Consider the following 7,749-nt stretch of genomic DNA (forward strand, 5'->3'; position numbering starts at 1 on the left):
ACACACGGACCCTGCCCGCACCGGGGCGACACCCGGGCTAGGCATAATGGGTCGATGCACCTGGTTGCCGCAACGCACACCCTCCGCTCTACCGACAAAGCCGCCTTGGCCTCCAGGCGGCTTTTTGCTTTCTGAACACTCTCTTCCCGAGGCCTGCCACCATGCCCCTGCCCCCCGCCCCCACACGGCGCGCCGCCCTGCTCGCTCCTGAAGCCTTTGACGTCCCCGCCCGGCCCCGCACCGCCGTGGCCATCGAGGCGGCCGAGCCCGCCGTCCTCGCCCCCGCTGCCGCGCGCAGCACGTCCGCCACCAAGGCCCGGGGCAAGGCGCTGACGGCGGCAACAGCCAGCGCAGCGGCCACCGAGCCCATGGCCGCAACGGCCGCAGCCCCCCGAGCGCTGGCGGCGCCCGAGCCCGCCGCGCTCGCCGCACCATCGGCCCGCAGTGGCGGTGCCACACGGCGCAGCACCACCGCCGCCGCTGCCACGCTGAAAAAGGCCTCGGAAGCGCCGACGCGGAGCAAGCGCACACCAGCGTCCGGCCCCACCAAACTGTTCGTGCTGGACACCAACGTGCTGCTGCACGACCCGACCAGCCTGTTCCGCTTTGAGGAACACGACATCTTCCTGCCAATGATCGTGCTGGAAGAGCTGGACGCCCACAAGAAGGGCATGACGGAAGTCGCCCGCAACGGCCGCCAGACCAGCCGGACGCTGGACGCGCTGGCGGGCGTGCAGGGTGCAGACATCGCCCGCGGCCTGAAGCTGGACTCCACGGGCCAGCGCGCCGCCGGCGGCTGCCTGTACTTCCAGACGGCGCCGCTCGACTACAGCCTGCCCACCAGCCTGCCCCCGGGCAAGGCGGACAACCAGATCCTGGGCGTGGTCGAGGCGCTGCGCAAGCTGCACGCGCCGCGCGAGGTGGTGCTGGTGTCCAAGGACATCAACATGCGCGTCAAGGCGCGCGCCCTGGGCCTGCAGGCCGAGGACTACCAGAACGACAAGACGCTGGAAGATGGCGACCTGCTGTACGCCGGCGTGATGGCCCTGCCCCCCGATTTCTGGACCAAGAGCGGCAAGAACGTGGAGAGCTGGCAAAGCGGCTCCCACACCTACTACCGCATCGGCGGGCCCGTCGTGCCGCAGCTGATGATCAACCAGTTCGTGTACTTCGAGGCGCCCGGCGAGCCCAGCCTGTTTGCCCGGGTGAGCGAGATCCGCGAGAAGACGGCGGTGCTGCAGACCCTCAAGGACTATGGTTCCACCAAGAACGCCGTGTGGGGCGTGACCACCCGCAACCGCGAGCAGAACTTCGCCATGAACCTGCTCATGGACCCAGAGGTGGACTTCGTCACCCTCACCGGCACGGCCGGCACCGGCAAAACCCTGCTGGCCCTGGCTGCAGGCCTCACCCAGGTGCTGGACGACCGCCGCTACACCGAGATCATCATGACCCGCGCCACCGTGAGCGTGGGCGAGGACATCGGCTTCCTGCCCGGCACCGAAGAAGAAAAGATGGGTCCCTGGATGGGCGCGCTGGACGACAACCTCGAGTTTCTGGCCAAGGGCGACGGCGGCAATGCGGGCGAATGGGGCCGCGCTGCCACCAACGAGCTGATCCGCAGCCGCATCAAGATCAAGAGCATGAACTTCATGCGCGGGCGCACCTTCCTCAACAAGTACGTGATCATCGACGAGGCGCAGAACCTGACGCCCAAGCAGATGAAGACGCTGATCACCCGTGCGGGCCCTGGCACCAAGATCATCTGCATGGGCAACCTGGCGCAGATCGATACGCCCTACCTGACCGAAGGCTCGTCCGGCCTGACCTACGCGGTGGACCGCTTCAAGGGCTGGCCGCACAGCGGCCACATCACCCTGGCGCGTGGCGAACGCTCGCGCCTGGCGGACTTCGCCAGCGAGGTGCTCTGACGATGGCGGGTTGGGTCGCAGCACTCAAGCTGGTGCCCTGGGGCGACGTCATCGAGGCAACGCCACAGATCCTGCAAGCCGCCAAAAAGCTGCTGGGTGCGGCCCGCAAGGGCAGCGCCGAGGCCACGGCCTCCGCCGGCGGCCTGCCGGACCCGGCCGAGTCCAGCCTGCCCGTCCCGGCCCAGCTGCAGCACCTGCGCGAGCGCGTGGCGCAGCTGGAGCAGGAGCAGATGGACAGCGCGGCACTGATCCAGTCGCTGGCCCAGCAAAACGCCCAGGTGATCCAGGCGGTGGACGACCTGCGCCAACGCTACCGGCGGCTGCGGCTGGCCGCCGTCGCGCTGGGCTGCGTCTGCGCGGGCCTGCTGGCCTGGGTGCTCACGCGCTGACGCGCGCGAGCCGGGCGGCCCAGAACCTGTTTGCTACTATTTTTATAGCTTGCAGCGCTTTATCCATGGGCGCTAGCAGCCAATTTCACTAGTAGTCGTCTCCGCCGCCCATCGCCAGGTTCTCGAAACGCGTCTGGTTCTTCTGGAAGAACAGCTTCACCGTGCCGGTGGGGCCGTTACGCTGCTTGCCGATGATGACCTCGGCCACGTTGGGCTCCTTGGAGTCCTTGTTGTAGTAGTCGTCGCGGTAGATGAACATGATGATGTCGGCATCCTGCTCGATGGCGCCGGACTCGCGCAGGTCGGACATCATGGGGCGCTTGTCGGTGCGCTGCTCCACCGAACGGTTGAGCTGCGACAGCGCGATCAGCGGGCACTGCAGCTCCTTGGCCAGCATCTTGAGCCCCCGGGAGATTTCGCCCAGCTCGGTGGCTCGGTTGTCGGCGCTGGCGGCACCGGAGCCGCTCATGAGCTGCAGGTAGTCGACCACGATCAGCCCCAGCTTGCCGCACTGGCGCGCCAGCCGCCGGGCGTTGGCACGCAGCTCGCCCGGGGTCAGGCCCGGCGTCTCGTCGATGTGCAGCGACACGGTGCGCAGCTTTTCGATGGCCTCCGTCAGGCGCGGCCACTCGTCGTCCGTCAGCTTGCCGGTGCGCAGGTTGCCCTGGTTCACCCGCCCGATGGAGCCCACGATACGCACGGCCAGCTGCGCGGCCCCCATTTCCATCGAGAAGATGGCCACGGGCAGGCCCTCGTTGAGCGCCACGTGCTCGGCAATGTTCACGGCAAACGAGGTCTTGCCCATGGACGGCCGGGCCGCCAGCACCACCAGGTCGCCCGCCTGCAGCCCGGAGGTCATGCGGTCCAGGTCGGCAAAGCCGGTGGGCACGCCGGTCACGTCCACCGGGTTGTCCGCCATCTCCTGCACGCGGTCGAGCAGGTCGATCACCAGCGAATCGAGCGACTGGAAGCCCTGCTTGGTGCGCGAGCCCTCCTCGCCGATGGCGAAGATCTTGGCTTCGGCCTCGTCCAGGATGCGCTCCACGGTCTTGCCCTGGGGGTTGAAGGCGTTGGTGGAGATCTCGTCGCTGGCCGTGACGAGCTTGCGCAGGATGGCCCGCTCGCGCACGATTTCCGCATAGCGGCGGATGTTGCTGGCGCTCGGCACATACTGCGCCAGGTTGTTGAGGTAGGCCAGCCCGCCCACCTCCTGCGCCTTGCCCAGGTTCTGCAGGTGCTCGAAGACCGTGATCACATCGGCCGGCTTGCTTGCATTGATGAGCGCACCGATGGCGGTGTAGACCAGCTGGTGTTCGTGGCGGTAGAAATGGCTTTCCACCAGCAGGTCGCCCACGCGGTCCCAGGCGTTGTTGTCCAGCAGCAAGCCCCCCAGCACGCTGGACTCGGCTTCAATGGAATGCGGCGGCACCCGCAACTGCGCCACCTCGCGGTCGGACGACACCGGCGGCACATGCGGCGCGAAGCCGTTCTCCTCCAAGGGGGGAAACACTGCAGACATGGCGGCTCTCCGGGCAAAGGCGATGGCGGTTGGGACTCTGGACCCTCTCCCCACGCAAGCTGGCGGGGGATAAGTCTGTGGAAAAGGGCGGGACAGCCCGTGGGCAAGCCTGTATAAAAACCGGCAGCCCAAATGCAAAAGCCGCCCGGAGGCGGCTGTTGCGGCAGCTCAAGGGCCGATCAGGCGGTTTCGCCGTAGACCGACACGTTGACTTCGACGACCACGTCGGTGTGCAGGGCCACGCTCACCGTGGAGTCGCTCACCGTCTTGATGGGGCCGTTGGGCAGGCGGATCTGCGACTTGGCGATCTTGTAGCCTTGCTTGTTCAGCTCTTCGGCGATGTCGTGGTTCGTCACGGAACCGAACAGACGGCCGTCCACGCCAGCCTTTTGCGTCAGCTTGACGGTGGTGCCGCCCAGCTTTTCGCCTTGGGCCTGGGCTTCTGCCAGCTTGGCGGCAGCAGCCTTTTCCAGCTCGGCGCGCTTGGCTTCGAACTCAGCCTTGGCGGCTTCGGTAGCGCGGCGGGCGCGGCCCGAGGGGATCAGGAAGTTGCGAGCGTAACCGTCCTTGACCTTGACGATTTCACCCAGGTTGCCGAGGTTCACAACCTTGTCGAGCAGAATGATTTGCATGGGTTGTGCTCCTTAGATCTTGTGCTGGTCGCTGTAGGGCACCAGGGCCAGGAAGCGGGCGCGCTTGATGGCGGTGTTCAGCTGACGCTGGTAGATGGCGCGCGTGCCGGTGAGGCGTGCGGGGATGATCTTGCCGTTTTCGGCGATGAAGTCGCGCAGCGTGTCGACATCCTTGTAGTCGATCTCTTCAACGCCCGTCACCGTGAAGCGGCAGAAACGCTTGCGCTTGAACAGCAGGGACTGGGTGTTGCGCTTGGGGCGCTTGTCTTTGTTGAACTTCTTGAACGTGGCCATTGCGGACCTCTTGAAAATTAATTTTGTTGAATATCCTGGATGTGGAGCACCGGGGTCTTGCCATTGCGCGGGTTGGCCAGAAAACCGGAGAAAGTCCAGAGACTTCCGATGTTCTGCCGGGCCAGGCGCTCGGCCATCGCGCCGAACGCGACGGCTTTGATGGCCGCCTTGACTTCGCGGGGATGGCCTGCCTCGGTTTGCTGCGACTCGTGTTCGAGGCGCAGCGTGATGGCAGGCAGTCCGGCGGGCGTGTAGCGCAGCGACTCAGCCTCTGCGATACAGGCGGTCAAGACGACGCGGTTCTCCACTCCAACGGGAAAGGATCAGCGCTCGCCGCCGGCTGCGGCGTACTCAGCCTGGCTGGCCTTGCGGGCTTCTTCGCGCTCCACGGTCTTCATCATGGAGGAAGGACCGGTCTCGGCCTTCTTCTTCTGAACCGTCAGGTGGCGCAGCACGGCGTCGTTGAACTTGAAGGCGTGCTCCAGCTCGGCCATCACAGCCTGGTCGGCTTCGATGTTCACGCACAGGTAGTGGGCCTTGGCCAGCTTGTTGATCAGGTACGCCAGTTGACGGCGGCCCCAGTCTTCCACGCGGTGGATCTTGCCGCCGCCCTGGGTGATCATGCCCTTGTAGCGCTCCAGCATGGCTGGAACTTGCTCGCTTTGATCCGGGTGGATCAACAAAATGATTTCGTAATGACGCATGCAGACTCCTTCTGGATGAAGCCACCCACCGCGTCGTGAAGTGGTGTGGCAAGGGAAAGCCTGCGATTATAGCCCGGCGGCTGGCGCTTGTACACTGGCCGCCACCCAGGCAGTCCGCACGGGCCTGCCGGCGCGCCCCGCCGGGGCCACCCCTTGCAAAACCAGGCCGCGGGCCGACATGCCGATGACCGACAATGCGCGCGGCCTCCGCCCTGCGCCCGCCGCAAGGGCGCGCCCGGGCAGGTCTTGATTTGCGGCCGCTTGCCCCCAAGTGCCGCGCGTACCCGCCAATCCGGGCCCCGGGGCCCTTGTTTCCATTTCCTTCAGACCACAAGACAAGACATGTCCGAAAACAGCTCCCCCACCCCCGCTGCCAGCGCCCCCGCCCCCGAAGAAGTCGAAGCCGCCATGGCTGCCCACGCCTCTGACGAGCTGGCCCGCCTGCAGGGCGAACTGGCCGAGCTGAAGGCCAAGAGCGCCGAGCTGGCAGACCAGTTCCTGCGCGCCAAGGCAGAAGCCGAGAACGCCCGCCGCCGCGCCGAAGAGGAAGTGTCCAAGGCCCGCAAGTTCGGCATCGAGAGTTTTGCCGAGAGCCTGCTGCCGGTGTGCGACAGCCTGGACGCCGCCCTGGCCATCAAGGAAGCGACCCCGCAGCAACTGCGCGAAGGTGCCGACGCCACCCTGCGCCAGCTTACCTCCGCCCTGGAGCGCAACAAGGTCCTGGCCATCGCCCCCGAGGCGGGCGCCAAGTTCGACCCCCACCAGCACCAGGCCATCAGCGTGGTGCCGGCCGAGCAGGAGCCCAACACCGTGGTGGCCGTGCTGCAAAAGGGCTATGTGATCGCCGAGCGGGTGTTGCGCCCCGCGCTGGTCACCGTCACGGCGCCGAAGTAATTGCTGCCGCCTTGACATCGGCCTTGAAATAAATCGAGAGGGACGACTTGAAGCGACGCAAGTTATCCACAAGTTACTAGCCATCCAAACCATTCCAGCATTTCGGAGAAAAAACATGGGAAAAATCATCGGCATTGACCTGGGCACCACCAACAGCTGCGTGTCCGTCATGGAAGGCAACACCACCCGCGTGATCGAGAACAGCGAAGGCGCCCGCACCACGCCCTCCATCGTGGCCTACCAGGAAGACGGCGAGATCCTCGTCGGCGCCTCGGCCAAGCGCCAGGCCGTGACCAACCCCAAGAACACGCTGTTCGCCATCAAGCGCCTGATCGGCCGCAAGTTCACCGAAAAAGAAGTGCAAAAGGACATCGATCTGATGCCCTATTCCATCGTGGCTGCGGACAACGGCGACGCCTGGGTGGAAGTGCGCGGCAAGAAGCTGTCGGCCCAGCAGGTGTCTGCCGACATCCTGCGCAAGATGAAGAAGACCGCCGAGGACTACCTGGGCGAGCCCGTGACCGAGGCCGTGATCACCGTGCCCGCGTACTTCAACGACGCGCAGCGCCAGGCCACCAAGGACGCCGGCCGCATCGCGGGCCTGGATGTGAAGCGCATCATCAACGAACCCACGGCTGCAGCCCTGGCCTTCGGCCTGGACAAGCAGGAAAAGGGCGACCGCAAGATCGCCGTGTATGACCTGGGCGGCGGCACGTTCGACGTGTCCATCATCGAGATCGCGGACGTGGACGGCGAAAAGCAGTTCGAAGTGCTGTCGACCAACGGCGACACCTTCCTGGGCGGCGAAGACTTCGACCAGCGCATCATCGACTACATCATCAGCGAATTCAAGAAAGAGCAAGGCGTGGACCTGTCCAAGGACGTCCTGGCCCTGCAACGCCTGAAGGAAGCCGCTGAGAAGGCCAAGATCGAGCTGTCGAACTCGGCCTCCACCGACATCAACCTGCCCTACATCACGGCCGATGCCTCGGGCCCGAAGCACCTGAACATCAAGCTCACCCGCGCCAAGCTGGAAAGCCTGGTGGACGAGCTGATCGAGCGCACCATTGCGCCCTGCCGCATGGCCATCAAGGACGCCGGCGTGTCCGTGTCCGACATCCACGACGTGATCCTGGTGGGCGGCATGACCCGCATGCCCAAGGTGCAGGAGAAGGTGAAGGAATTCTTCGGCAAGGACCCCCGCAAGGACGTGAACCCTGACGAAGCCGTGGCCGTGGGTGCCGCCATCCAGGGCCAGGTGCTGTCGGGCGACCGCAAGGACGTGCTGCTGCTGGACGTGACGCCCCTGTCCCTGGGCATCGAGACCCTGGGCGGCGTGATGACCAAGATGATCACGAAGAACACGACCATCCCGACGAAGTTCGC

9 protein-coding genes are annotated in these 7,749 nt (G+C 65.6%); 4 read left to right on the forward strand and 5 right to left on the reverse strand.

Annotated features, from left to right (window positions below; genetic code table 11):
• Positions 1-161 precede the first annotated feature (161 nt).
• Positions 162-1,931 carry a PhoH family protein gene (locus tag LWW96_RS09510; RefSeq protein ID WP_291486310.1) on the forward strand — a complete coding sequence of 590 codons (1,770 nt, stop codon included), beginning with the start codon at positions 162-164 and terminating at the stop codon, positions 1,929-1,931.
• A gap of 2 nt (positions 1,932-1,933) precedes the next feature.
• The gene (locus tag LWW96_RS09515) at positions 1,934-2,320 is read left to right on the forward strand and encodes a hypothetical protein (RefSeq protein WP_291486312.1); all 387 of its coding nucleotides are present in this window, start codon (positions 1,934-1,936) and stop codon (positions 2,318-2,320) included.
• An 88-nt stretch (positions 2,321-2,408) separates the two neighbouring features.
• Here LWW96_RS09515 and dnaB read toward each other — a convergent pair whose 3' ends face one another.
• The 5 genes from dnaB to rpsF form a co-directional block, all read right to left on the reverse strand.
• Positions 2,409-3,839 (reverse strand): replicative DNA helicase, encoded by a 1,431-nt coding sequence (gene dnaB / locus LWW96_RS09520; protein ID WP_291486314.1) that lies wholly within the window; start codon positions 3,837-3,839, stop codon positions 2,409-2,411.
• A 179-nt stretch (positions 3,840-4,018) separates the two neighbouring features.
• Entirely contained in the window at positions 4,019-4,471 is a 453-nt protein-coding gene (gene rplI, locus LWW96_RS09525; RefSeq protein ID WP_291486316.1) for a 50S ribosomal protein L9, read from the reverse strand.
• Between the two features lie 12 nt (positions 4,472-4,483).
• The gene (rpsR, locus tag LWW96_RS09530; RefSeq protein ID WP_044397946.1) at positions 4,484-4,765 is read right to left on the reverse strand and encodes a 30S ribosomal protein S18; all 282 of its coding nucleotides are present in this window, start codon (positions 4,763-4,765) and stop codon (positions 4,484-4,486) included.
• Positions 4,766-4,782: 17 nt separating this feature from the next.
• Positions 4,783-5,073 (reverse strand): primosomal replication protein N, encoded by a 291-nt coding sequence (gene priB, locus LWW96_RS09535; protein ID WP_291486327.1) that lies wholly within the window; start codon positions 5,071-5,073, stop codon positions 4,783-4,785.
• 15 nt (positions 5,074-5,088) lie between these two features.
• Complete coding sequence (rpsF, locus tag LWW96_RS09540) at positions 5,089-5,469, reverse strand: 30S ribosomal protein S6 (RefSeq protein ID WP_291486329.1); 381 nt, start codon at positions 5,467-5,469, stop codon at positions 5,089-5,091.
• Between the two features lie 342 nt (positions 5,470-5,811).
• On the opposite strand from rpsF, the gene grpE reads away from it, so the two are divergent.
• Together grpE and dnaK are read left to right on the forward strand one after the other, a co-directional pair.
• A complete protein-coding gene (gene grpE / locus LWW96_RS09545; RefSeq protein WP_291486330.1) occupies positions 5,812-6,363 on the forward strand; it encodes a nucleotide exchange factor GrpE in 552 nt (183 codons plus the stop codon).
• Between the two features lie 115 nt (positions 6,364-6,478).
• Positions 6,479-7,749: molecular chaperone DnaK (gene dnaK / locus LWW96_RS09550; protein ID WP_291486332.1), on the forward strand; the 1,271-nt coding region annotated here is incomplete at its 3' end.

The organism is Acidovorax sp. (genome assembly GCF_021287135.1).
GTDB lineage: Bacteria > Pseudomonadota > Gammaproteobacteria > Burkholderiales > Burkholderiaceae_C > Acidovorax.

Excerpts from the sequence above, each read along its gene's own strand:
- LWW96_RS09510 (WP_291486310.1), top strand. The coding sequence starts at position 162 with ATGCCCCTGCCCCCCGCCCCCACACGGCGCGCCGCCCTGCTCGCTCCT.
- LWW96_RS09515 (WP_291486312.1), top strand. The coding sequence starts at position 1,934 with ATGGCGGGTTGGGTCGCAGCACTCAAGCTGGTGCCCTGGGGCGACGTC.
- dnaB (WP_291486314.1), bottom strand. The coding sequence starts at position 3,839 with ATGTCTGCAGTGTTTCCCCCCTTGGAGGAGAACGGCTTCGCGCCGCAT.
- rplI (WP_291486316.1), bottom strand. The coding sequence starts at position 4,471 with ATGCAAATCATTCTGCTCGACAAGGTTGTGAACCTCGGCAACCTGGGT.
- rpsR (WP_044397946.1), bottom strand. The coding sequence starts at position 4,765 with ATGGCCACGTTCAAGAAGTTCAACAAAGACAAGCGCCCCAAGCGCAAC.
- rpsF (WP_291486329.1), bottom strand. The coding sequence starts at position 5,469 with ATGCGTCATTACGAAATCATTTTGTTGATCCACCCGGATCAAAGCGAG.
- grpE (WP_291486330.1), top strand. The coding sequence starts at position 5,812 with ATGTCCGAAAACAGCTCCCCCACCCCCGCTGCCAGCGCCCCCGCCCCC.